The following is a 22,418-nucleotide window of genomic DNA, read 5'->3' on the forward strand; positions in this document are numbered from 1 at the left end:
CGATTCCTCCCAGCGCATCGGAGCCGCCCGATGAGCGACGACACCCCATCGCCGGTCATGCGGCGTATCCGCAGCTTCGTTCTGCGCGAAGGCCGCATGACCCCCGCCCAGCAGCGCGCCTTCGATGACCACTGGGCGCGCTTCGGCCTGGAATACCAGGGCCAGCCGCGTGACCTGGACACCACCTTCGGGCGCCAGGCACCGCGTGTGCTGGAGATCGGCTTCGGCAATGGCGAGGCCCTGGCCTGGGCCTCCGAACACGACCAGGCGCGTGACTACCTCGGCGTGGAAGTACACGGCCCGGGCGTGGGCCGGCTGATGATCGCCCTTGCCGCGCGCGATGCCTCCAACGTACGCATCTACAAACACGACGCGGTGGAGGTGCTCGAGCGGGAGATCCCCGCCGGGTCGCTCTCGGAAGTGCGCATCTGGTTCCCCGACCCCTGGCACAAGAAGCGCCACAACAAGCGCCGCCTGATACAGCCGGACTTCATCTCCATGCTTGCCACGCGCATGGCCCGCGGCGGCCTGCTGCACCTGGCCACCGACTGGCAGGACTACGCTGATCACATGCTCGAGGTGATGGAAGCAGCACCGGCTTGGACCAATCGCCTGGGGCCGCGAGCCGTGGCACCGCGGCCGGACTGGCGCATCGAAACGCACTTCGAACGGCGGGGCCTGAAGCTCGGGCACGGCGTCTGGGATTTTCTGTACGACGCGAATTGAGCGCCAAGTCAGCCAGGAGTCGGTAGCCGCGCGTATACTCACCGGCACGAACCTTCCTTCGCCTTGGCCAGGATTGCCGGCACGTGGCATTGACCCTCACCCCCGAAATGATCCTCGTGCTCGGGCTGGTGGGCTTCACCATGCTGATGCTGGTGCTGGAGTGGATCCGCGCCGACCTGGTGGCCCTGCTGGTGGTGGTCACCATCGGCCTCACCGGTTTGATCCCCGGCGAGCAGGTCTTCAAGGGGTTCGCCGGCAACGCCGTGATCGCCATCATCGCGATCATGATCATGGGCGCAGGGCTCGACCGCGCGGGCGTGCTCAACCTCACCGCTTCGTTCGTGATGCGCATGGCGCGGGGCGTGGAATCGCGCCTGGGCGTGGTGGTCAATAGTGTCACCAGCCTCTTCAGTGCGCTGATCCCAAGCCAGGCCCTGGCCGCGCTGATGATCCCGGTCACCAGCCGCCTTTCCGCGCGCACGGGCGTGCCGATGTCCCGCCTGCTGCTGCCGATGGCATTCTGCATCCTCACCGGCACCAACACCACGCTGATCGCGAACTCCCCGCTGATCGTGCTGAACGACCTGATCGCCAGCGCCAATGCCAACCTGCCGCCGGGTGCGCACACCATCCCCAAGTTTGGCCTGTTCAGCGTCACGCCCGTGGGCCTGGTGCTGGCGATAGGAGGCATTGCCTTCTTCTACTTCTTCAGCCGAAAGCTCCTGCCCGACCGCGAGGATGACCGCCTGAAGGTCACGCCCGGCCGTACGGAAAGCTACTTCGCCGACACCTATGGCATTGCCGGCGAACCTGCCGAACTCACCGTCACCGCCGAGAGCCCGCTGGTGGGCATGAGCATCGGCGAAACCGAGCAGTTGCATGGCGCGCCGCTGATCCTAGCCATCAAGAACGGCAACGAGGCGCGCATGGCGCCGCCGTCGGACCAGATGATCTGGGTGGGCACCGTGCTTGGCGTGCTGGGTCCGCGCGATGAAGTGAACGCTTTCGCCAACAACCAGCTTTGCCGCGTGTCCACGCGCATGCGCCAGCTGGGCGAGCAGTTCAATTCCAGTCGCGCGGGTATTTCCGAGGCGGTGATCCCGCCCAGTTCAAGGTTCCTGAAGCAGTCGGTGGGCGAGCTGCGCCTGCGCAAGCGCTTCGGCATCTCGGTGCTGGCGGTCAATCGCGGAGACCAGGTCTTCCGCGAAGACGTCCGCTCGGTAAGCCTGCGCGCTGGCGACACGCTGGTGTTGCACAGCAACTGGCGCGATCTGCTGCTGGCCCAGGAAGACCGCGACCTGGTGGTGGTGACCGACATCCCCAAGGAAGAACAACGCCCCGGCAAGATCTGGCAGGCGGTGGGTTTCTTCACCTTGGCCAAGTGCCTGGCCCTGTTCACCAACCTCGACCTTTCCATCGCCATGATGACTGGCGCCGTCGGCATGCTGCTGACCGGCGTGCTGAACATGGACGAGGCTTACAAGGCGATCAACTGGAAGACCATCTTCGTTACCGCGTGTCTTATCCCGCTGGGCTGGTCGATGGATTCCACAGGCACCGCCTCATGGATTGCCCAGGAGGTTCTGCACGTGCTTGGCGGCGCGCCGCAATGGACGCTGCAGCTGTCCATCGCGGTACTCACGCTGATCTTCTCGCAGGTGATGTCGAACGTGGGCGCGACGGTGATGATGGTGCCCATCGCCATCAGCGTGGCAGTCACCACCGGCGGCAATCCATCGGCCTATGCGCTGATCGTGGCGGTGTCTTCGTCCAATACCTTCCTGCTGCCCTCGGGCCATCCGGCGCTGATGATGGTGGCGGGCCCCGGCGGTTATCGCGCCAAGGATTTCCTGCGCGCCGGCCTGCCGCTGACGATCATGGTGCTGGTGCTTACCCTGGTGTGCATCAACCTGATGTACCGCTAGCGCCTACAGCGCGTCCGCGCCGCGTCCGAGCACCACTGATTCTTCGCTTACGTGCACTTCGACCTTTCGCAGGTGTTCGCCGCGGCAAGGTCCCATGGTGCAAAGGCCGCTGGCCGTGGCGAAACTCGCGCCGTGCGCTGCGCACACCAGCACGCCGGCCTTGACCAGGAACTGTCCCGGCGCCCAATCAAGCCGGCGTCCGGCGTGCGGGCAGACATTGAGGTAGGCGCGCACATGGCCGCCTTCGCGCAGCACGATGATGGAGTCCTCGCCGTCGGCCAGCACCGCATCCACGGCGATGGCGCCGCCGTCGGGAATGTCCTCGAGCAAACACAGGGTTTGGCCGGGGGAAATACTAACCATGGCACTTGCCTCACGGGGCATTTGGCCCCAAGGTGACAGTTCGATGAACCCGTCATTGTGCCATACGGATTTTTAACGATGCGTTTCAATTTCCAGCCCATTCGCCGCTCCCGCCACCCGCTCATCCGTGCCCTGTCGGTGCTTGCGGGCCTTGCCGTGGTCGGCGTGTTGATGGTCTTTGGCGTGGTGGTCCTGGGCGTGCTCGTTGTCGGTGGCGGCGTGTTGATGGCCGTACGTCACTGGAAGCTCTCCCGCCAGCCGCAGGCGGCACGTACCCAGCGTCCAGCCAACGTGCTGGAAGGCGAATACGTGGTATTGCGCAACGGCTGATGCCGCCGGCACGGTGTCCGCCGTGCCTTGAACCAGATTGATGGCTGCCGCGCAATCGCCGCGCTACCGCGACGTGCGCGGCGTCGCTATGGTGCTCATTCGAATTCCCCAGAAAAAGACGACATGGATTCCCGCGTCACCGCCCCCGCCCCGCACAACGCGGTTGCCACGCCCGGCCAGCCCGTGCCGGCACGCCCGTGGCTGGTGCCATTGGCGATGTTCGCGCTGTATGTGATCTGGGGCTCCACCTACCTTGGAATCCGCTTCGCGCTGGAAAGCTATCCGCCGTTCCTTCTGTCGGGCATCCGTTTCCTCATTGCAGGCCTGGGTTTGCTCGCCGTCCTGGTGGTGCGCGGGGTAGCCCTGCCGACGGCGCGTCAATGGCGCAACGCGGCCATCACCGGCGTGCTGCTGCTGGGCATGGGCAATGGCTTTGTGTGTTTTGCCGAAGGCAGCGTGAGCTCCGGCATCGCGGCGGTAGCCGTGGCCAGCATGCCGCTGTTCGCCGCGGTGTATTCGGGGATGTACGGGCAATGGCCGACGCGGCGCGAAACGGTAGGCCTTGCCGTGGGCTTCATCGGCGTGATCGTGCTGAACCTGGGCAGCGGCCTGTCGAGCTCGCGGATCGGCGCGATCGCGCTGATTTTCGCCGCCAGCGCCTGGGCCTTTGGTTCGGTGTGGAGCAAGCGACAGGACATGCCATCGGGGCCGATGAACACTGCCGCGCAGATGACCTGCGCCAGCGTCGTGCTGATCATCTTCGCGCTTGCGCTGGGCGAGCGCATGCCCGCCCATCCCACGCTGCGCGCCACGCTTGCCCTGGCGTACCTGGTGGTATTCGGCTCCATCATCGCCTTCAGTGCCTACCTTTATGTCCTGAAGACGGTGCGTCCGGCCGTGGCCACCAGCTACGCCTACGTGAACCCGCCCGTCGCCGTGTTGTTCGGCGTGCTGGTGGCAGGTGAAACCGTGGGCCCGTTCGACCTGGCCGGCATGGCGATCATCCTGGTGGGCGTGGGCATCATCACGCTGCTGCGCGCCCGGTAAAACCAGCAAGCTTGGCTTGCGGGACAACCAGGCATGGCGCGACCATGTCCGGCATGCCACCGCCGCAAGGGGAAACACGTTTGACGACGGAAAGCGAAGGACTGCTGGCCCGCGCGGCGTTGCGTTGCGCCGCCTGGGCCGAGCGATGGTTTCCCGATGCCTGGGTGTTCGCAGCCCTTGCTGTTGGCGTGGTTGCGGTCGCCGCGATCGTGATGGGCGCCCTGCCCGGCCCTGGCGCCGCGACTGGTTTCATCGATCTGCTGCCGCGCAGCGTGGGATCGGCTAGCACCGCTTTCGGCGACGGCTTCTGGAGCCTGATCCCGTTCACCATGCAAATGGCCTTTGTCGTGATCGGCGGCTACGTGGTGGCCACGGCGCCGGTGGTGGCGCGGTTCATCGATTTCCTGGCCCGTGTACCGCGAAGTGGCCGTTCGGCGGTGTGCTACGTGGGCCTGGTGAGCATGCTGGCATCGCTCTTGAGCTGGGGTTTCTCGTTGGTCTTCGGCGGCCTGCTGGTACGGGCGCTGGCCCGGCGGCAGGAGTTGAAAATCGACTACCGGGCCGCGGGCGCTGCGGCGTACCTGGGCCTGGGTGCCATATGGGCCATGGGCCTTAGCTCGTCGGCTGCTCAATTGCAGGCCAATCCCGCCAGCATGCCGCCGGGGCTGTTAGCCATCACCGGCGTGTTGCCGTTCTCGCAGACGATCTTCCTGTGGCAGTCGCAGGTGTTGCTCATCTGCCTGATCGTAGTGTCGCTGATCGTGTGCTGGCTTACGGCGCCGGGCGACGCCAATGCCCGTACGGCGAGCGAATTCGTGGTGGATTCAAACCATGCCACGCCGAAGCTGCCACCGCGCGAGCGGCCCGGCGAATGGCTCGAGTACAGTCCCTTGCTGTCGGTCGTGGTGGGGCTGCTGGGGCTGGGTTGGCTGGTGCACGAGTTCGTTGCCAAGCCGGTGGTCACGGCCATCGCCAACCTCAACACCTACAACTTGCTGTTCCTTACCGTGGGGATGTTGCTGCACTGGCGTCCACGAAGCTTCCTGAACGCAGTGGCGCGCGCCGTGCCCAGCACGTCTGGTGTGTTGATCCAGTTTCCGCTGTACGGCGGCATCGCGGCCTTGCTTACCCAGGCCCGCGGTGCCGATGGTCAAACCCTGGCTCACCACCTTGCCAACGCTTTCGTCCACGTGGCCTCGCATGACACCTACACCCTGGTGATGGGCGCGTACTCCGCGGTGCTGGGGTTCTTCGTGCCCTCCGGAGGCGGCAAGTGGGTGATCGAGGCGCCGTACGTGATGCAGGCCGCCAACGACCTGCACGTCCACCTGGGTTGGGCGGTACAGGTGTACAACGCGGCTGAGGCGCTGCCGAACCTGATCAACCCGTTCTGGATGCTGCCGCTGTTGGGCGTACTGGGACTGAAGGCGCGGGATATCGTGGGCTTTACCTTCATCCAGCTACTGGTGCACATCCCGCTGGTGTTGGGGTTGTTGTGGCTGCTGGGCACGACGCTGCACTACGTGCCGCCGGTGATTCCCTGAGGCAGGTGCGCAACCACCCACCCAAGGGAACTTTTGGTTAGTTGCTGCCGGACGGCACCTGGCCATTGGCAAAGTAAGGCCGGATGGTCGGCCAGATCACCTCGATGGCATTGCCCTGGTTGCTGCCGGCGATGGCTGAATTGTGTAGGACGCGCGCGCGGTGGCTTTGGCGATCGATCACGGGGGAACCTGAGCTGCCGCCCTCGGTATCGCACGTATAGCGCCTCATGTTGCCCGCGATCGACGCGATGCTGCAGGCGCGCTGCGAATCGTCCGTGCGGGCAATCTGCTTCGGACGTCCGCCGCCGTGCTGGGGAATATATACGGGCTGGCCCACCGCCAGCGGCGTGACATCCAGGCCGAGGTAGCCATACCTTGCCACCTTGCCGGACGAAAATTCCGCATCGTTGAGCGTGAACAGCTGGAAGTCTCGACCCGCATCCCCCACCAGGCGCTGGCCTCCACGCACCTTGGTGCCCTGGGTGGTGGCATCGCTACCTCCGCACGCGGCGTGCTCGTAGCCAAACCAGAATTCAAAATCAGCCGGGTTCTGTTGATTGCCGATGACATGATGGTTGGTAAGCATGCGGTTTTCTGCGCCCACCCGCCACGCCGTGGCCACGTAACCGGAGCCGTAGACCCGCGCAACGGCCTGCGAGCGGCGATACATGGTTGCATCTGTGGCCAGCACGCAAGCAGGACGTTCACGCTGGTCGGCGCCAATGACCGCGAACCCGGTGATAGGAGCGAAGCCGACATCGACGCGATCGACGACCAGGGCGAAGGCTCGGCCAGTGTTGCTTCCGTCGTGGCGCACGGTGACGGTGGTGGCGTCGCCTTCGACCGACTTGGCGTAGTAACCATCCTCGCCACTTCCCGATGCTACGTCGTTGGCATCGAATTGATCAACCACTTCGCCTGAGGCATTGGCCAGTTCCACCCACGCACCCTCGGGAAGGTACACCGATGAAAAATGCAGGCGGAGGAAGGTAGCGCCCGGACGCGACACAACGGTGGATGGGAAATAGCCGGGCGCCAGCCAACCGCTCAGCACCTGTCGTGCCTCCTCGATGTCGGCCACGCGCACAGGTGAGGGCAAGGTCGGCTCGGCGGTCTCGGCGAAGCTCGAAGCAGCGCCGGCTATCGACAGCATGGCTACAGAAAGACGAAAAAGGCTGGTGGATCGCATGAATTTCTCCAGGAGGTGGGGCGCGTTGTTGCGCCCCACCAACATGCTCCTGGAGTTCAGACCGGCGTATCGGCCTTCCGCTCGTTAACCATATGGATCATGCCCCGCCGGAATAACCTTTACTGCCCTTCGTTTGGCCGATGCAGGCCTACAGCTCTCGCAAGGCTGTCGTCACCGGCAAGCGAGCGGCACGCACCGCGGGGAACAGGCCGCCGATGAAGCCGATCGCCAGTGCCCACTTGACGCCTGTCCACAGCAGTGCGCCGGTCACCTTCAACTCGAAGCTCAATTGCCCCACGGTGCCTGCAGCCAGTGTCGATGCGCTATAGCCGTTGAAGATCAGCCAGGCCAGCACACCGCCGATGACGCCGCCGATCAGTGCAAGCAACATGGTTTCGAGCATGATCGCCACCACCACCGGCAAGCCGCGGAAACCGATGGCGCGTAGCGTGGCGATTTCCCGTGCACGGGCGGCCACGGCGGCGAACATGGTATTGAGCGCGCCGAACATGGCACCGATGCCCATGATCAGGCCCACCACGATGCCCATGATGCGAATCACCTTGGCCGTGCCCTCGGACTGCTTGTTGAAGTAATCCAGGGTGGTGTCCACGTCCACTTTCAGCTGCGGGTTGCCTTCCAGGGAGGATTTGAACGCCTCGTACTTCGACGGATCGGCAAGCTTCACCGTGACCGATGCGCGGCTGCTGCCGCGGCGGTAGGTATCGGCAACGACGGCGGCATCGCCCCACACTTCCGAATCCATCGCGTTGTCGGCGGCGAAGATGCCCACGACCGTCCAGGCCTGGTTGCCAAGGCGGATCTCGTGGCCCGGCACCATCCCGGCGAATTGCTTCACCGCACCCTTGCCCACGATGAGTTCGCGCATGCCGGGCTTGAAGTTACGGCCTTGGATGATCTTTACCTCCGGGCGCACCGCCCAGGCCTGTTCACCCACGCCGCGTAACTGCACGCTGCCTTCCTCGTCGGCGGCACCGCCCTTGATGGGGAGGTTCGCCGCCACGACAAGCTCGGGCGAGGCAATGGGCTTTCCTTGCGCATCTTGCGCGATGCCCTCGGCCTGCGGAATCAGCACGACGCTGTCGCGATCGAGCACGGACATCACTTCCGAAGCCGAAGACCCGCGCATGACGATGGCGGTATCGGCGCTGCCGGTCTTGCGCAGGGTCTGGCTGTAGCCTTCGGCCATGGCCAGTAGCGCCACCAACACGCCCACGACGCCGGCAATGCCGATGACGATGACCGATGCCGAACCTAAGCGCTGGCGCAGCGTGCTTACGCCCACGGCAGTGACCGAGGCCGCCTGCCCGCCGCTGCGGGTAAACAACAGCCACGCCGCCAGCACGACGGCCAGGGCCAGCGCCAGGTACCAGGGCAGGAAGATCCAACCGACGATCACCGCCACCAGCAGGATAAGCAAACCAAGATTGATCAGGAATCGCATGTGGTTCTCCCTAGCGTCCGGCCAATGCATCGACGATGTTCAAGCGCATGGCGCGTAGCGCGGGCAGCAAGCCGACCAAGAGGCCGATCACCACCATCAGCACCAGGCCCAGCACCCAGGTGTTCGCACCCACCCCGGGGAGGTTCAGCATGCCGCCGCTGCCCGCCGCAAGCGCCGGCACTACCACGGTAGCCAGGCCCAGGCCGATCACCCCGCCAAGCAACACCAGCAGGACGGATTCGGCCAGCACCATGCTGAGCACGCTGCCGCTGGGGAAACCGATGGTCTTGAGCACCGCCAGTTCGCTGGTGCGCTCGCGCACCGCCTGCATCATGGTGTTGCCCGACAACAGCAGCAGGGTGAAGAACACAGCGCCCATGATCGAGCCCACGATCAGGCCGATGTCGGCCAGCTGCTTCATCCAGCTGGCAGTGGCGGCCTGTTCGGTCTGCGTGCGGGTTTCATGGTCGGAATTGGCCGAGATCGCATCAATTGCCTTGGCCACGCGATCAGCCTGGTTGACGTCGGTCACGCGGGTGACATACCAGCCGACGTTACCCTGGTTGTACGGGGTGGTCTCGTCGAAGTACTTCCAGTGCAGCAGCATCATGGCGTCGAAGAAGGCGCCGGCTTTCTTGTCCTTCGAATGGATGATGCCGACGATGTCGAAGTTCCAGTTCTTGTCGCCTTGCCTGTTGGGGAAGATGGTCGACTGCATCGGGATCTTGTCGCCCACCTTCCAGCCGAAGCGCTTGGCCAGTTTCTCACCCACCAGCACGCCGGTACGGGTGTCGTCGAAGGCCTTGCGCTCGGCCGCGCTCACGTCCATCTCGGGATAGAGGTCGACGTAATTGTTGTCCACCGCGAAGCTGAAGACCTGGTTGTGCGGGTCCTGGTAGGCGCCGCCGAACCAGTTGGCGTAGGTCACCATCTTCACCCCGGGTACCTGGGCGATCTGCGCTCCAAGCGCCGAGGGCAAGGTCTGGATGAAAGAAAGCTTCGAGCCGGTCTGCAGGCGCTGCGCGCCGTTGGCGCTTTGCCCAGCCTGATTGAACGAAGTACGCACGGCATCGAGCATGCCGAACAGCAAGAACGCGGTGATGATGGAAACGAGGGTAAGGATGGTGCGGGTCTTGCGCCGGAACAGCGCCGCCCATATCAGGTGCAGGTATTTCATGACCGGCTCCTTTTAGGCGGTTGCCTGTTCGACCAGGGTGCCCTTGTCCAGGTGCAGGATGTGATTGGCAGCCTCGGCGGCCTTGGGATCGTGGGTGACCATCACGATGGTCTTGCCGTGCTCGCGGTTGAGTTCCCGCAGCAGGCCAAGCACTTCTTCGGCCGACTGGCGGTCCAGATCACCGGTGGGCTCGTCGCATACCAGCAAGGTGGGATCGGAAACGATCGCCCGGGCAATGGCCACGCGCTGTTGCTGGCCGCCAGAGAGTTCGCTGGGCTTGTGCGAGGAGCGATCGTCCAGTCCCACCAGCTTCAGTGCAACGGCTGCGTTCTGCTTGCGCTGCGAAGCGGAAAGCTTGGTCAGCAGCAACGGCAGCTCCACGTTGCGCTGCGCCGAAAGCATCGGCATCAGGTTGTAGAACTGGAACACGAAACCCACGTGCTGCGCACGCCAGCGCGCCAGCTGGCCGCCACCGAGCTGGTCGATGCGCTGGCCACCCACGGTGATGTTGCCGCCGGTGGGCGAATCCAAGCCCCCGATGAGGTTCAGCAAGGTGGTCTTGCCCGAACCGGAGGGACCCATCAAGGCGAGGAAATCGCCTTGCTCGATGGCAAGATTGACACCGTGCAGCACTTCCACCTTCTGCTTGCCGCGCTCATACACCTTGCTGACGTCGCGGATGTCGATAAGCGTACCCATGGTCCTCTCCCGATCGGTGCGCCGGCGGCGTGCCGGCAAGGTAATGCGTTGTTGATGACTGAAAATCCTGGTTCAGGGCGTTTTCGCCGGCTCCACCGCGGCGCCGTCGTGAAGCTCGTCCGCCGGCGACACCACCACGGTGTCGCCGGCGTTCACGGCCGACGGCACCAGCCGAAGTTCGCCATAACTTTGCGCAGCGGGCGTCACCGCGTGCTGGCGCGCGCGGTTGTCGGCCACCACGAACACCACGTCGTGGCCATCGCGCTGCACGATCGCCTTGGCCGGCACCAGCACGCCCTTCGGCGGCGCCGCGGCCCGCACGGGCCGAGCATCCAGGAAGGACACACGCACGCCCATGTCCGGCACGATGCGTTCGTCCTTCAATTCCAGTGCCACGCGTACCTTCACCGTGGCCTTGCCGCGGTCGGCGGCAGGAACGATGGCGATCACGTGGGCGGGAATTTTCCAATCGGGATAGGCGTCCAGGACGGCCTCGGCAGCCATGTCGGGCTTGACGCGGCCGATATAGGCCTCGTTGACATCCACGTCGATTTCCAGCGAATCCATGTCGACGATGGTGCCCACGCCCGTGCGGGTAAAGCCGCCACCGGCCGAAAGCGGCGAGACGATTTCGCCTACCTGCGCGGCCTTGTCGGTGATCACGCCGTCGAAGGGGGCGCGTACCACGGTGTAGTCGTAGTTCACCTGGGCCACGTTCACTTGCGACTGCGCCGATTCGGCCTGTCGCTGGGCCGAACGCAACTGGGCCACCAGCGCATCGGTGGTGGCACGCTGCTGCTCGGCGGACTGTTTCGACACCAGGCCACGCTGGGCCAGGGCATCGGCGCGGATGACATCACGGCGCGCCTGTTCGAGTTGGGCCGATACTTGCGATGCCTGTGCGCTGGCCGCCAAGGCGCTGGCCTTGGTGGCCTCGAGGCTGGCGCGGTAGCCGTTGTCGTCCAGACGAGCCAGCACCTGGCCCTTCTTCACCCGGTCGCCTTCCTCGATCAACACCTCGGTGAGCGTGCCGGTGATCTGCGCCGATACCGTGGCCTGGCGGCGCGCGGTGATGTAACCGGTGGCCTGCAGCACGGAGCCGGCACCGGACTGCGCCGTCGGCGCCGTGGCCTGGGCCGTCTGCACGGGCAGCGCCTTGGTGCCCAGCAACCACCAGGCAACAGCGGCGCCGATGGCCAGCACCAGCACTACCACGCCGACGATGATGGCGACCTTCAGGCCGTTGCCGCCACCGTGCGACTCGCGCTGGGCATGGTCGATGCGCAGTTGCTTCAAGAGTTCCGCGTTGCTCATCCCTTTCCCTTTCCCTGTAGGTCCGCGTGGCTGTACCACGCATCGCGCCGTGGGTTTGGCGATGGTGCTAGCTTGGCTGATGCCCCACATGCCAAGTAATGGCGGCCGATCAACCGCCTTCGATGACAGCTGTCATTCGTGCGGATGCCCCTTCGAACACGCTCCGCCCGGCAGGATACGGGGCCGGGCGGGCAAAAACACGACCTGGCACATCTATGCCTAGGCAGGTATTTCTGCCGGATAAGGAACCTGTCACGACAGGTTTGACAGCGCAGGCACCCCCGCGCACGATGGATCTTCCCCTTCGCTGAAGTACGTCCCCCATGAACTACGCGCTACCCGTTCCAGAACTCCCGTCCATTGCCATCGACGGCCTGCCCCTGCGGTTTCCGGTGCGCCGGGTCTTCTGCATTGGCCGGAACTACGCCGAGCATGCGAAGGAGATGGGCGGCACCGTGGACAAGGCCAGCCCGATGTTCTTCACCAAGCCCGCCGATGCGCTGGTCACCGATGGCGCCGACGTACCCTATCCGTCGGCGACGTCGGACCTGCATCACGAGGTGGAGATGGTGGTGGCGCTCAAGGCCGGCGGCAGCGATATCGACCCGGCCGATGCCCAGGCCCTGATCTATGGTTATGCCATCGGCCTGGACCTCACCCGCCGCGACCTGCAGGCCGCCGCCAAAGCCAAGGGCGCACCGTGGGATACCGCCAAGGGATTCGACCACTCTGCGCCCATTTCCATGCTGGTACCAGCCGATCGCGCCGGGGTGAACGGCGACACGCCCATTGCCTTGTTCGTCAACGGCCAGAAGCGCCAGTCGGCGACCTTGGGAGAAATGGTGCATTCGGTACCCGAGATCATCGCGGCGTTGTCGAAGCTGTATGAGCTCAAGGGCGGCGACTTGATCTACACCGGCACGCCGGCCGGTGTTGCCGCCTTGCAGCGTGGCGACCGCTTTGAAGCGACGTTGGGTAATATCGTCTCGCTGGAAGGCCGCATCACCTGATGCGTTTTGCACAATCACCACAGGCTGGCCGTTAGGCTTCACGCCCGAAACCATCCCATCAGCTTTCCGAGGAGATATCGATGAGCTTCGCCGCCGAATTCAAGAAATTCGCCTTGCGCGGAAACGTGATTGACCTCGCCGTGGGCGTGGTGATCGGTGCCGCGTTCGGCAAGATCGTCACTTCGCTGGTAGAAAACCTCATCATGCCGCCGATCGGCTACCTGATCGGCGGCATCGATTTTTCCAGCTACAAATGGGTGCTGCGTCCGGCGGACGCCGCCACCAAGACCGCGGAAGTCGCGGTGCAGTACGGTGTGTTCATCAACGTGGTGATCCAGTTCGCGATCGTTGCTCTGGCCATTTTCGCGGTGGTGAAGATGATCAACAAGCTGACGCGCCACGAGGAAGCCGTGGCTCCGCCCACGGCCGACCAGGTGCTGCTGGCCGAGATCCGCGACCTGCTCAAGAAGCAACAGTAAATGCCATAGGTCACGGCCACGGCCAGGCGCCGATGGCGGCATAATCGAGGTTTCACCTGACGGGGAATATCGATGCGCCGCCAATTTCGCCTGACCGCCCTGGCCGCGGGCCTGGTCTTTGCCAGCGGCGCCTTCGCCGCCAGTTCCACCACCATTCCCGCCGACGCGGTCACCGCGGCCACGACCTTGCGCGACAAGGCCATGGCCGACAACACCGCCTATGACGTAGTGGCCTCGCTCACCACGGAAGTGGGCCAGCGCCTTGCAGGTTCTCCCGCCGACCAGCGCGGCCGTGAGTGGGCCGTGGCCAAGTTCAAGGCACTGGGCTTCGACAAGGTGTATCTGGAACCGGTGACCTACCCGCTGTGGGAGCGTCACTCCGAGCACGGCGCCATCGTCGGCGAACACGCGCAAAATCTTGCGCTCACGGCGCTGGGCTACTCCGCCGGCACGCCCACCGGTGGCCTCACCGCCGAGGTCGTGGCGTTCCCCTCGTTGCAGGCGCTGAAGGATGCGGACCCCGCTACCATCAAGGGCAAGATCGTCTTCCTGGATGCGAAGATGACCCGCCAGAAGGACGGCCATGACTACGGCATCGGCTCGCCTCAGCGCGTGCAGGGTCCGGTGATCGCCGCCTCCAAGGGCGCGGCCGCGACCCTGATCCGCTCGGCCGGCACTGATGCCAACAGCCGCACGCCGCACACCGGCGTCACGGGATTCACCGATCCAGCCAAGGCCACGCCAGCCGCGGCGCTGTCGCTGCCCGACGCCGACCAGCTCGGGCGCCTGCTGGCGCTGGGCAAACCCGTGCAGGTGAAGCTCGACCTCGACGTCGGCTTCAAGGGCACATACACCGGCGCCAACGTGATCGGCGAAATCACCGGCAAGAAGCATCCCAACGAAGTGGTAGCCATCGGTGGCCACCTGGATTCGTGGGACCTGGGCACCGGCGCGATCGACGACGGCGCTGGCGTGGCCATTGCCATGGCTGCCGCCAAGCTGATCCACGACATGCCCCAACGCCCGGACCGCACCATCCGCGTGATCGCCTTCGCCAACGAGGAAATGGGCCTGTGGGGCGGCCGCGCCTATGCAGACAAGCACGCCGGTGAAGTGGCGAAGTTCCAGTTGGGTACCGAGTCGGACTTCGGCTCAGGCCCGGTGTGGCGCATGACCGCCAGCGTGAAGCCCGAGGCGCGCGGCGCCATCGAACAGATCGCCAAGGTGCTCGAGCCGATCGGCGTGGCCTACGACGCAACCAAACCCGGCGGCGGTGGTTCGGACCTCTCGCAGATGCACGGCAAGGGCATGGCCGCGCTGTCGCTCACCCAGGACGGCACCACCTACTTCGACTTCCACCATAACGCCAACGACACCCTGGACAAGATCGATCCGAAAGAACTGGCGCAGAACGTGGCGGTGTACGCCACGTTCGCTTACATGGCGGCCCAGGCGAAGGGTGACTTCGGTTCAGCACCGGGTGCCTTCGCCAAGGACGGGGCGCACGACTAACCCCAGGACATGTAAGGCACGTTTTTAAGGAAAAGCAAGGCTTTCGCCTTGCTTTTCCTACTTCCGGCTTTCGCTATTCGCCTGCAAATTTGTCACTGAAGGTGAACGCCGGGTTGGGGCTGAGTGTCAAAACCTGCATTGTACAATTGCCGCCCATAGGCTGACCCGTCGCCGATAGCGTGTTGGTGCTGTTGTTCCACTGCGCAGAGACCGTGGACGGGCCACACCGCGAAAGTCCGACATCGATCGCTACGCCACTGATGAAAGCCGATGAAGATGAGGTGGGTTGAATGGTCCAGGGCAGGTTCTTGACCCTGGAACCACCACACCTCCCATCCCCACTGATGCTCACCGAGTTGACCACGGCTTGCGAGCCATCCGCGGTCACCAGACCGCTCATCGAGACAGTACATGTCGGCGCAGCGAGGCCTGCACGTAGCACCATGGTCCCAGTAGCTGAGAATGGGACACCGGCCGGGCTGATTGTCGCGGCATGCGCGCTGATGCTGGCGACTACCAATAGCGATGCGGCAAGGCGCAGAACATTTTTTTTGTTCATTGATGACAATTCCTTTTGAGGATTGGATGCGTTCCTGGAAGCTAGCCGCCACGTGCCATTTTCGGCTCCGCATGCGGCAGTACCTCCACGGCAAACAGTAGACTGCATCCACGCGACGTGCCTATCGGCAGACAGGGAATATCGTGTCGGTCTAATTCTTTGTTTATGTCGGCCTGGAAGAAAACAGGGCAGCGCGAAAGCGAGGACCTGGTTTCCACCACAGGTGAATTAGTGCGAACTTGCGGCATCCTCCTTAAGGAATTTATATAAGTCGACCGTCGATGGCGGCCAACCCGGGGCACGGCTTCAGGAGTGGAAATAGACACGGTCGAAAACGAACTAGCGCAGAACGTGGCGGCGTACGCCACGTTCGCTTACATGGCGGCCCAGGCGAAGGTTGACTTCGGTTCAGCGCCGGGTGCTTTTGCCAAGGACGGGGCGCGAGACTAACCGCCCTTGACAGGCAAGCTTCCGTAGCGGCCATGCGAGATCAGATCTTCCAAGCGCATGGTTTGCTCAGGGGTGAACTGCGGCGGATCAGGGTTGCGTGCGTTGCGACATGCCCCTGGAAACGGTCCGCTGCGTGCCGTCTGGCGGCTGCTGCCATGCCGGGTAGGACGAGAACAACAACGCAGGCGAAATGAAGAGCATCGCTGACTTCCGTATATGGGAAGCCAGCCATGCTAGGCACGGTCAGGAATCATCACCACTAAAAACCGCCGGCAAATACCATCCGTTGATGGCATGACGCCGGCCGCGATGGGCGATCAGCCCCACGACATCACCGGCTGGCGTACGGTGGCGTTGAGGCGATTCCACACGTTGATATTGGCGATGGCCACGATCAACGCTGCGCGCGCCCGTTCGTCGTAGTGTTGGACCACGTCATTCCAGACATCGTCGGGAACGGCGTCGGCTTGGTCGGCGAGCCGGGTCATCGATTCAGACAGGGCCAGGGCGGCGCGCTCGGCTTCGGAGAAATAGGGTGCCTCGCGCCAGGCCGCCACCGAGAACAGGCGCTCGTCCGTTTCGCCCTTCTTGCGAGCCATCCGCCAGTGCATGTCCACGCAGGCGCTGCAGCCATTGAGCTGGCTGGCGCGCAGCTCCACCAGGTCCAGCGTGGCCTCGGCGACGCCCTGCCCTTCGGTGGTCTTTTTCAGCGCCATCAGCGCCTCGCGAGCCTCGGGGATGACCAGCGCCGGATTATTCATGCGTGCTTTCATGGTATTTCCTCGTCACATGTGTGTTGTGGGGTACGTCTGATAGGTAGACGAAGCGACGAAGGACAATGTGACCAATGAACGATAACGACAGCCTGGCCCGGGCCTTCGATGCCCAGCGCAGCCACCTGAACGCCGTGGCCTACCGCATGCTGGGTTCGGCCAGCGAAGCTGAGGACGCGGTGCAGGAGGCCTGGTTCCGGCTGGGGCGGCAAGGTGAATCGGTGGACAACCTGCGTGCCTGGCTTACCACGGTGGTCAGCCGCATTTGCCTGGATACCTTGCGGACGCGCCGCGCGCGGGCCGAAGACACGCTTACCGACGATGTCGACGCTTACCTGCCCGACCACGACCGCAGCGGAGATCCTGAACACCAGGCGATGCTGGCCGACGCCATTGGCCCGGCGATGCTGGTGGTGCTCGATACCCTGGCGCCATCGGAGCGGCTTGCCTACGTGTTGCACGACATGTTCGGCGTGGCCTTCGAGGACATCGCGGTGATCGTGGGTCGTTCCACCGAAGCCTCGCGGCAACTAGCCAGTCGCGGACGTCGACGCGTGCAGGGCCTGGGTGCACGTCGCGCAGCTACCGGGCAGGTACGCCGCGCCATCGTCGAGGCGTTCCTGAAGGCTTCGCGCGAAGGCGACTTCGGCGCACTGTTGTCGCTGCTTGATCCGGACGTGGTGCTGCGCGCCGATGCTGCAGCAGTCGCCGCTGCACTGACCGCCCCGGCAGGTGCTCCGAAGATCGCCAGCGAGGTGCGCGGCGCGGAACTGGTGGCAGACGTGTTCAATGGACGCGCCCGCGCGGCCCAGGTGGCGATGGTGGACAACGCCTACGGCGCTGCCTATGCGCCGGGGGGCAACATTTTCACCGTGTTCGATTTCGTCATCGAGAACGGCCTGATCACCGGGATCAATGTGGTGGTGGACAAGGACATCCTGGCCACGATGGATGTGCAGCTGGTTTGAAACGCCATGCCACTGATCCGGAGGGTTTACGCCTCCGCCGGCGGCCCCACCTTCCCTTTCTTCTTGCGTCCCATCGCTTCAGCCGCGCGCGACATGTACACGTAGATCACCGGCGTCAGGTACAAGGTAAGGATCTGCGACACCACCAGGCCGCCGACCACGGCCAGGCCCAGTGGCCGGCGTGTGGACGCACCGGCGCCCAGACCCAATGCGATGGGCAAGGTGCCTGCGAAGGCCGCCATGGTGGTCATCATGATCGGGCGGAAACGCACCTGGCAGGCTTCGTAGATGGCCTGGGCCGGCGTGACATCGCCATGGCGCTGACGTTCGAGCGCGAAGTCGATCATCATGATCGCGTTCTTCTTGACGATGCCCACCAGCATCACGATGCCGACGAAGGCGAAGAGGTCGAGCGTGGCGCCGAAGATTTCCAATGTCAGCAGCGCGCCGACCGCCGCGGCCGGCAGGCCGGAAAGAATGGTCAGCGGCTGGATGAAGCTCTCGTACAGGATGCCCAGCACCAGGTAGATCACGAACACCGCCAGCAGCAGCAACAGGCCCATGCCCTGCATGGAGTCCTGGAAGGCCTGCGCGGTGCCCTGGATGCTGCCGCTGATGGTGGCCGGCAGGCCCATCTTGTTCATCGCGCCGTTGATGCTGCCCACCGCCTGGCTCAAGGAAACACCGGGGGCAAGGTTGAACGACACCGTTACCGCCGGTAGCTGACCCTGGTGGTTCACGGTGAGTACTTCAGGCTTGCGTTCGAAATGCGCCACTGTATCGAGCGGCACCAGCGCACCGGCGTCGGTGGTGACATAGATCCTCGACAGCACGCTGGTGTCGCTCTGCATGCGCCGCTCCACTTCCATGATCACCCAGTACTGGGTGGCCGCACCGTAGATGGTGGAGATCTGGTTGGCGCCGAAAGCACTGCCCAGCGCCGTCTGCACCTGGTTCATGGTCAGGCCCAGCGTGGCCAGCTTGTCGCGGTCCACCACCACGTTCATCGACGGACTGTTGAGGTCGAGGTCCGAGGTGACGTCCTGGAAGCCGGGTAGCTCCTTGAAGGCATTGAGCACCTTGCCCGACCAGTCGTACAGCGATTGCAATTCCGTCGACTGCAACGTGTACTGGTACTGCGCCTTCGACTGGCGGCCACCGATCTGGATCGCCGGCGGGTTCTGGATATAGGTGCGGATGCCGGGGATGGCTGCGTATTTCTTGCGCAGCGACTGGATCAGGTCGTCCACGCCCAGGTCGCGGTCGCCGGCGTCCTTCAGGCGCAGGAACAACGAGCCGTTGTTGGCGGTGGGACGCGAACCGCCGGCACCCACCGACGACATGTACGCATCGATGTTCGGATCTTCGCCGGTGACCTTGGCGATCTCCTGCTGCCGCGCGGCCATCGCGGCGAAGGAAATATCCGTCGAGCCTTCGACGGTGACGCGAAGCTGGCCGGTATCGCCTGCGGGGATGAAATCCTTCGGCACCACGTAAAACAACAGCCCGGTGGCCAGCAGGCTGGCGACGAAGCCCAGTATCACCAGCCGCGGACGCGCCATGGCCCAGGCGAGGCTGGTGCCGTAGCCGTGGCTGACCGCGCTGAAACCGCGGTCGAACATGCGCACGATCCATGCAGGCTTCGCGTCGTGGTCGTGCTTCAGGAACCGACTGCAAAGCAGTGGCGTGAGGGTGACCGACACCAGGCCTGAAATCAGGATCGCTACCGAGATGGTCACCGCGAATTCGTGGAACAGGCGGCCGATGATGCCGCCCATGAACATCACCGGGATGAACACGGCGATCAGCGACAACGTCATCGAGATGATGGTGAAGCCGATCTCGTTGGATCCCTTCACCGAGGCCTCGAAGGGCTCTTCGCCCGCCTCGATATGCCGGATGATGTTCTCCAGCATCACGATGGCATCGTCCACCACGAAACCCACGGCGAGCGTCAGGGCCAGCAGGGACAGGTTATCCAGGCTGTAGCCCAGCGCGAACATGATGCCGAAGGTGCCGATCACCGAGATCGGCAACGCGACCGCCGGGATCAGCGTGGCCGAGGCATTGCCCAGGAACAGGTAGATCACCAGCACCACCAGCACGCCGGCCAGGATCAGGGTGAACTGCACGTCGTGTACGGAATCACGGATCGACTGCGAGCGGTCGTACAGCACATCCAGCTTCACCGACGGCGGCAAGGTGGCGCGGAATCCCGGCAGCGTGGCCATGATGCGGTCCACGGTTTCCACCGTGTTGGCGCCGGGCTGGCGCTGGATTGCCAGCACGATGGCGCGCTCACCGTTGTACCAGGCAGCCACCTGGTCGTTCTGCACGCTGTCCTTCGCGTTGGCGAGGTCCTTCAGCCGCACGGGCGCACCGTTGCGGTAGGCGACCACGATGTCGTTATAGGGCGCTGCCCTCATCAACTGGCCGTCGGAGCGTATCGACAGCAACTGGCGCTGGCCGTTGAGCGAGCCGGTGGCCTTGTTGACGTTGGCGTTCGCGATCGCTGTCTGCAGCTGGTCGATGCCGATGCCGGTGGCCGCCAACCGATCGGGATCCACGCTCACGCGCACGGCGTATTTCTGCGAGCCGTAGACGTTCACCTGCGCCACGCCGTCGAGCATCGACAGCTGCTGGGCGAGTTCGGTTTCGGCGTAATCGTCCACCGTGGACAACGGCAGGGTGGACGAACGCATCACCAGGTTCAGGATCGGCGCATCGGCCGGGTTCACCTTTCGATAGGTGGGCGGCGTGGGCATCTCCTGCGGCAGCTGGCGCTGCGCGGCGGCGATGGCCGATTGAACGTCCTGCGCGGCGGCGTCGATGTTGCGGTCGAGCTTGAAGCTGACGGTAATCGTGGTGCTGCCCAGCGCGCTGGTCGAACTCATCTGGTCGATGCCGGCGATGGTCGACAGCTGCGCTTCGATCGGCGTCGCCACCGATGAGGCCATCGTCTCGGGCGAGGCGCCAGGCAGGCTCGCGCTGATGTTGATGGTGGGGAAGTCGACGTTGGGAAGCTCGTTCACCGGCAGCTTCGGATAGGCTGCGATGCCGAAGATCACCAGCGCCGCCATCAGCAGCGTGGTCATCACCGGCCGTCGGATGCACATCTCCGGGACGTTGAGCGCCATGGCGTTAGCTCCCCTGCGCCTTTACCGTGCTGCCGTCGACCAGCAACAGCTGGCCTTCGGTGACCACCGACTGCCCTTCTTCCAGGCCCTTGTCGATCACCACACGGTCGCTGAAGGTGGCCCCTGGCGTTACCGGCGTCTGCTTGACCTTGTTATCGGGCCCGACGACGAACACGAACGATCCGTTGCTGTTGGATTGCAACGCCACCACCGGCACCGATACGGCGCTTGCGATGCGCGCGGTGGGCAACGATACGTCGGCATACTGGCCCGGAGTAAGCCGCCCATCGGCATTGGCGAAGCGTCCCTTGAGCAGGATCGTGCTGGTGGTGGTGGCAACCGCGTTGTCGATGAATTCAAGCTCGCCGATGAGCGACGCGGTGTCGCCAGCGATTTTCGCCGATACCGCGACCGGCCCACGGACCAGCGCCGCACGTACCGACGGCAGGCTGTCCTCGGGGATACTGAAAGTGATGCGGATGGGACTGACCTGGTTCAGCACCACCAGGTCCGTGATGTTGGCCTGGACGGTGGCGCCAGGATAAGCCAGGGGCTGTCCGGCCACTGCATCGAAGGGCGCGACGATGCGCGCGTAATCCAGCTGCGTGCGGGAAAGTTGCTCGGCAGCAAGGTCGCTCTGCAGCGCGGCTTCGGCCACACCCAGGTTTGCCTTGAAGGTGTCGTAGTCGGCACGGGAAACGTAGCCCTTGGCCACCATCTCTGTATAGCGGGCATTGTCCGCGCGCGCCTTGACCAGCTGCGCGCGGTCGCGCGCGACATTGCCGCTGGCCTGGGCCAGCTGCGCCTGCAGCAGCGAAGGATCGATCTGGGCGATGACATCGCCCTGCTTCACCTTGGCGCCAGGCGTGTAGTGCAGGGCCTGCAACTGGCCGTCCACGCGCGCGCGCATGGTCACCGTGGAATAGGCCTCGGCACGCCCGATCACGCGGATGGCAAGGTCCACGTCGCTCCTCGTGGAGCGCGCGATCTTCACCGGTACCGCCTGGGCGCCCCGATTGGCCGTCTTTGCGTCCTTTCCATCGCCATGCCAGGCGCGCACGCCGATCCACGCGGCAGCGACCACGGCAACCAGGGCGATGACTTTGATCCAGGACTTCTTCGACATGCCAACCTCATGGAATTACGGGAAATTCGACTTGCTTTCCCGTGAGCCCGCGGATTGTGCCAGCGTTCGGTGCGATTGGGTCCTGCCAATCGTCCTTTAGCGCTTTGTCATCGCTATAAGCTGCGCTAAGCCGTTGACGCAGCACCTTCCAGTGATTGTAAATTTTCCTTCATGCGCTCAAGGGTGGCCATTAATTGCTCCAATTCCTCACGGGAAATACCCGTTGTGGCATCCCGGCGGATGCTGCGAGCGATGTCTTCCATGTCGTCGATCACCCCCCGCGACTGCTCGGTATCGTAGAGGCGCCAGCAGCGGCGGTCGGCAGGATCGGCCCGTCGCTCGACGAAACCGGCCGCCTGAAGGCGATCGATTACCCGTCCGACGGCGATGGGCTCCATTTCCAGGAATTCAGCGAGCTCCGTCTGGCGCAACCCCGGGCGCCTGTGCAGGACCTTCAGTGCACGCCATTGCGCGCGCGTCAGGCCGAAACGGACGGCCCGTCGATCGAAGTGCTTGCGGAACAGCAAGGTCACGTCGTTGATCAGGTATCCGAAGGAAATGTCTTCGAGCTTGATGTCCATGGCCGGCTGCTTATTCTGAACGTGGGGTTGAGTATAGTTCGCAT

General features: G+C 64.2%; 20 protein-coding genes. 9 read left to right on the forward strand and 11 right to left on the reverse strand.

All coding sequences use genetic code 11. The features are described 5' to 3' along the window. Positions 1–30 precede the first annotated feature (30 nt). Together trmB and NDK18_RS17975 are read left to right on the forward strand one after the other, a co-directional pair. The gene (gene trmB / locus NDK18_RS17970) at positions 31–726 is read left to right on the forward strand and encodes a tRNA (guanosine(46)-N7)-methyltransferase TrmB (protein ID WP_250624251.1); all 696 of its coding nucleotides are present in this window, start codon (positions 31–33) and stop codon (positions 724–726) included. Positions 727–833: 107 nt separating this feature from the next. Next, positions 834–2,651, forward strand: a complete 1,818-nt coding sequence (locus NDK18_RS17975) for an SLC13 family permease (RefSeq protein ID WP_250624459.1) — start codon at positions 834–836, stop codon at positions 2,649–2,651. 3 nt (positions 2,652–2,654) lie between these two features. On the opposite strand, the gene NDK18_RS17980 is transcribed toward NDK18_RS17975, so the two are convergent. After that, on the reverse strand, positions 2,655–3,014 hold the full coding sequence (locus tag NDK18_RS17980; RefSeq protein ID WP_250628566.1) for a Rieske (2Fe-2S) protein: 360 nt from the start codon (positions 3,012–3,014) through the stop codon (positions 2,655–2,657). 78 nt (positions 3,015–3,092) lie between these two features. Here NDK18_RS17980 and NDK18_RS17985 point away from each other — a divergent pair, with 78 nt between their 5' ends. The 3 genes from NDK18_RS17985 (at position 3,093) to NDK18_RS17995 (ending at position 5,935) form a co-directional block, all read left to right on the forward strand. Next, the gene (locus tag NDK18_RS17985) at positions 3,093–3,344 is read left to right on the forward strand and encodes a hypothetical protein (protein WP_250628567.1); all 252 of its coding nucleotides are present in this window, start codon (positions 3,093–3,095) and stop codon (positions 3,342–3,344) included. A 123-nt stretch (positions 3,345–3,467) separates the two neighbouring features. Then, entirely contained in the window at positions 3,468–4,391 is a 924-nt protein-coding gene (yedA, locus tag NDK18_RS17990; RefSeq protein WP_284691345.1) for a drug/metabolite exporter YedA, read from the forward strand. A gap of 104 nt (positions 4,392–4,495) precedes the next feature. Beyond that, a complete protein-coding gene (locus tag NDK18_RS17995; RefSeq protein ID WP_425600657.1) occupies positions 4,496–5,935 on the forward strand; it encodes a short-chain fatty acid transporter in 1,440 nt (479 codons plus the stop codon). Between the two features lie 37 nt (positions 5,936–5,972). Here the strand turns inward: NDK18_RS17995 and NDK18_RS18000 are convergent, their stop codons facing one another. From NDK18_RS18000 to NDK18_RS18020, 5 genes are all read right to left on the reverse strand, one after another. After that, positions 5,973–7,124, reverse strand: coding sequence for a trypsin-like serine peptidase (locus NDK18_RS18000; protein ID WP_250628568.1), 1,152 nt, complete (start codon positions 7,122–7,124; stop codon positions 5,973–5,975). A gap of 148 nt (positions 7,125–7,272) precedes the next feature. Then, the gene (locus NDK18_RS18005; protein WP_250628569.1) at positions 7,273–8,589 is read right to left on the reverse strand and encodes an ABC transporter permease; all 1,317 of its coding nucleotides are present in this window, start codon (positions 8,587–8,589) and stop codon (positions 7,273–7,275) included. A 10-nt stretch (positions 8,590–8,599) separates the two neighbouring features. After that, a complete protein-coding gene (locus tag NDK18_RS18010; protein ID WP_250624256.1) occupies positions 8,600–9,766 on the reverse strand; it encodes an ABC transporter permease in 1,167 nt (388 codons plus the stop codon). A 12-nt stretch (positions 9,767–9,778) separates the two neighbouring features. Further along, a complete protein-coding gene (locus NDK18_RS18015; RefSeq protein WP_250624257.1) occupies positions 9,779–10,465 on the reverse strand; it encodes an ABC transporter ATP-binding protein in 687 nt (228 codons plus the stop codon). 72 nt (positions 10,466–10,537) lie between these two features. Next, entirely contained in the window at positions 10,538–11,779 is a 1,242-nt protein-coding gene (locus NDK18_RS18020) for an efflux RND transporter periplasmic adaptor subunit (RefSeq protein WP_250628570.1), read from the reverse strand. A 323-nt stretch (positions 11,780–12,102) separates the two neighbouring features. On the opposite strand from NDK18_RS18020, the gene NDK18_RS18025 reads away from it, so the two are divergent. From NDK18_RS18025 to NDK18_RS18035, 3 genes are all read left to right on the forward strand, one after another. Further along, positions 12,103–12,789: a fumarylacetoacetate hydrolase family protein gene (locus NDK18_RS18025; RefSeq protein WP_250624259.1), complete on the forward strand. Its 687-nt coding sequence runs from the start codon at positions 12,103–12,105 to the stop codon at positions 12,787–12,789. An 80-nt stretch (positions 12,790–12,869) separates the two neighbouring features. Further along, positions 12,870–13,268 carry a large-conductance mechanosensitive channel protein MscL gene (gene mscL, locus NDK18_RS18030; RefSeq protein ID WP_250624260.1) on the forward strand — a complete coding sequence of 133 codons (399 nt, stop codon included), beginning with the start codon at positions 12,870–12,872 and terminating at the stop codon, positions 13,266–13,268. Between the two features lie 72 nt (positions 13,269–13,340). After that, positions 13,341–14,780, forward strand: coding sequence for a M20/M25/M40 family metallo-hydrolase (locus tag NDK18_RS18035; protein WP_250624261.1), 1,440 nt, complete (start codon positions 13,341–13,343; stop codon positions 14,778–14,780). A 73-nt stretch (positions 14,781–14,853) separates the two neighbouring features. Here the strand turns inward: NDK18_RS18035 and praB are convergent, their stop codons facing one another. Next, positions 14,854–15,339 carry an alkane oxidation protein activator PraB gene (gene praB, locus NDK18_RS18040; RefSeq protein ID WP_250624262.1) on the reverse strand — a complete coding sequence of 162 codons (486 nt, stop codon included), beginning with the start codon at positions 15,337–15,339 and terminating at the stop codon, positions 14,854–14,856. A 767-nt stretch (positions 15,340–16,106) separates the two neighbouring features. Beyond that, on the reverse strand, positions 16,107–16,562 hold the full coding sequence (locus NDK18_RS18045) for a carboxymuconolactone decarboxylase family protein (protein WP_250624263.1): 456 nt from the start codon (positions 16,560–16,562) through the stop codon (positions 16,107–16,109). A 74-nt stretch (positions 16,563–16,636) separates the two neighbouring features. On the opposite strand from NDK18_RS18045, the gene NDK18_RS18050 reads away from it, so the two are divergent. Continuing rightward, complete coding sequence (locus NDK18_RS18050) at positions 16,637–17,530, forward strand: sigma-70 family RNA polymerase sigma factor (RefSeq protein ID WP_250628571.1); 894 nt, start codon at positions 16,637–16,639, stop codon at positions 17,528–17,530. 26 nt (positions 17,531–17,556) lie between these two features. Here the strand turns inward: NDK18_RS18050 and NDK18_RS18055 are convergent, their stop codons facing one another. From NDK18_RS18055 to NDK18_RS18065, 3 genes are all read right to left on the reverse strand, one after another. Then, complete coding sequence (locus NDK18_RS18055; RefSeq protein ID WP_250624265.1) at positions 17,557–20,667, reverse strand: efflux RND transporter permease subunit; 3,111 nt, start codon at positions 20,665–20,667, stop codon at positions 17,557–17,559. 4 nt (positions 20,668–20,671) lie between these two features. Next, positions 20,672–21,793: an efflux RND transporter periplasmic adaptor subunit gene (locus NDK18_RS18060; RefSeq protein WP_250624266.1), complete on the reverse strand. Its 1,122-nt coding sequence runs from the start codon at positions 21,791–21,793 to the stop codon at positions 20,672–20,674. Positions 21,794–21,918: 125 nt separating this feature from the next. Continuing rightward, the gene (locus NDK18_RS18065; RefSeq protein WP_250624462.1) at positions 21,919–22,374 is read right to left on the reverse strand and encodes a MarR family winged helix-turn-helix transcriptional regulator; all 456 of its coding nucleotides are present in this window, start codon (positions 22,372–22,374) and stop codon (positions 21,919–21,921) included. Between the last annotated feature and the right edge of the window lie 44 nt (positions 22,375–22,418).

Source organism: Pinirhizobacter soli (genome assembly GCF_015905305.1).
Taxonomy (GTDB): Bacteria; Pseudomonadota; Gammaproteobacteria; order Xanthomonadales; family Rhodanobacteraceae; genus Pinirhizobacter; species Pinirhizobacter soli.

What these genes read in the sequence shown, in the direction of transcription:
- NDK18_RS18055 (WP_250624265.1), bottom strand. Translation starts at nt 20,667, where the DNA reads ATGGCGCTCAACGTCCCGGAGATGTGCATCCGACGGCCGGTGATGACC.
- NDK18_RS18025 (WP_250624259.1), top strand. Translation starts at nt 12,103, where the DNA reads ATGAACTACGCGCTACCCGTTCCAGAACTCCCGTCCATTGCCATCGAC.
- NDK18_RS18035 (WP_250624261.1), top strand. Translation starts at nt 13,341, where the DNA reads ATGCGCCGCCAATTTCGCCTGACCGCCCTGGCCGCGGGCCTGGTCTTT.
- trmB (WP_250624251.1), top strand. Translation starts at nt 31, where the DNA reads ATGAGCGACGACACCCCATCGCCGGTCATGCGGCGTATCCGCAGCTTC.
- NDK18_RS18050 (WP_250628571.1), top strand. Translation starts at nt 16,637, where the DNA reads ATGAACGATAACGACAGCCTGGCCCGGGCCTTCGATGCCCAGCGCAGC.
- NDK18_RS18065 (WP_250624462.1), bottom strand. Translation starts at nt 22,374, where the DNA reads ATGGACATCAAGCTCGAAGACATTTCCTTCGGATACCTGATCAACGAC.
- yedA (WP_284691345.1), top strand. Translation starts at nt 3,468, where the DNA reads ATGGATTCCCGCGTCACCGCCCCCGCCCCGCACAACGCGGTTGCCACG.
- NDK18_RS18005 (WP_250628569.1), bottom strand. Translation starts at nt 8,589, where the DNA reads ATGCGATTCCTGATCAATCTTGGTTTGCTTATCCTGCTGGTGGCGGTG.
- mscL (WP_250624260.1), top strand. Translation starts at nt 12,870, where the DNA reads ATGAGCTTCGCCGCCGAATTCAAGAAATTCGCCTTGCGCGGAAACGTG.
- praB (WP_250624262.1), bottom strand. Translation starts at nt 15,339, where the DNA reads ATGAACAAAAAAAATGTTCTGCGCCTTGCCGCATCGCTATTGGTAGTC.
- NDK18_RS18000 (WP_250628568.1), bottom strand. Translation starts at nt 7,124, where the DNA reads ATGCGATCCACCAGCCTTTTTCGTCTTTCTGTAGCCATGCTGTCGATA.
- NDK18_RS18060 (WP_250624266.1), bottom strand. Translation starts at nt 21,793, where the DNA reads ATGTCGAAGAAGTCCTGGATCAAAGTCATCGCCCTGGTTGCCGTGGTC.
- NDK18_RS18020 (WP_250628570.1), bottom strand. Translation starts at nt 11,779, where the DNA reads ATGAGCAACGCGGAACTCTTGAAGCAACTGCGCATCGACCATGCCCAG.
- NDK18_RS18045 (WP_250624263.1), bottom strand. Translation starts at nt 16,562, where the DNA reads ATGAAAGCACGCATGAATAATCCGGCGCTGGTCATCCCCGAGGCTCGC.
- NDK18_RS18010 (WP_250624256.1), bottom strand. Translation starts at nt 9,766, where the DNA reads ATGAAATACCTGCACCTGATATGGGCGGCGCTGTTCCGGCGCAAGACC.
- NDK18_RS17975 (WP_250624459.1), top strand. Translation starts at nt 834, where the DNA reads ATGATCCTCGTGCTCGGGCTGGTGGGCTTCACCATGCTGATGCTGGTG.
- NDK18_RS17985 (WP_250628567.1), top strand. Translation starts at nt 3,093, where the DNA reads ATGCGTTTCAATTTCCAGCCCATTCGCCGCTCCCGCCACCCGCTCATC.
- NDK18_RS17980 (WP_250628566.1), bottom strand. Translation starts at nt 3,014, where the DNA reads ATGGTTAGTATTTCCCCCGGCCAAACCCTGTGTTTGCTCGAGGACATT.
- NDK18_RS18015 (WP_250624257.1), bottom strand. Translation starts at nt 10,465, where the DNA reads ATGGGTACGCTTATCGACATCCGCGACGTCAGCAAGGTGTATGAGCGC.